This window comes from Bacillus sp. mrc49 (assembly GCF_002803435.1).
This window is the reverse complement of sequence record NZ_PHNG01000192.1, coordinates 1-844: the sequence shown is the minus strand read 5'-3', so window position 1 is coordinate 844 and position 844 is coordinate 1. Positions and strand designations below refer to the sequence as shown.

The window sequence follows — 844 nt, the reverse complement described above, 5'->3', positions numbered from 1 at the left end:
GTTTTTTCAAATAATCGATAATGTTACGTACGTGTTTTGAATATATATCTAGGGACGATTATTTTCCGGGAAACCGCAGGAATTGACAATTCCCCGTTTAAACGGGCGAATTGGAAGGAAGTTTGTCGGAATATAGTTTCAATGGAAGAATTCAGTCGTGATCATGCACCGTTGAAAAGGAAAGCTGGCATTTTACCCTGGCATTTTCTGAATTCACGAAAAGAAATAAGGGAATTTCCCGACGGGGGAAAGTTTCGGCTTATGTTACATAAGCATTCCCATCATAAATCGGAAAAAGAATGCAATCGTGGAGTCAAGGGTCCAAGATGGAGAGGTGAATGCATTGGAACAACCGATCCGTATGAAAAATAACGGGCAAATCAATATCGTGTTTAATGCGGAAAATAGAAAAACGCTACAAAAGGATCTGCCGATAAAAGAAATTTTGGTACAGGAAATACCTCACCAGCATGCAGCCCTGAGGGAAATCGAAGAGGAGCTGAAATCGCTGGTCGGAATGGAAGAAATGAAACGGATGATCAAAGAAATATATGCGTGGATCTACATCAACAAACAGCGCGAGGCTAAAGGAATGAAGACTGGCCGTCAAGCATTGCATATGATGTTCAAAGGAAATCCCGGAACGGGAAAAACAACGGTTGCGCGTTTAATCGGGAAGTTGTTTCAAAAAATGAATGTACTCTCAAAAGGGCATTTAATCGAAGCGGAAAGGGCGGATTTAGTTGGAGAGTATATCGGTCATACTGCCCAAAAAACGAGGGATTTAATAAAGAAAGCCATTGGCGGGATCTTATTCATCGATGAGGCATATTCCTTGGGAAGG

At 41.5% G+C, this 844-nt stretch carries 1 protein-coding gene; it reads left to right on the top strand.

Annotation, left to right across the window (positions count from 1 at the left end; translation table 11 throughout):
- Positions 1–343 precede the first annotated feature (343 nt).
- A partial coding sequence (locus CVN76_RS01335) for an AAA family ATPase (protein ID WP_157805366.1) occupies positions 344–844 on the top strand: 501 nt, incomplete at its 3' end.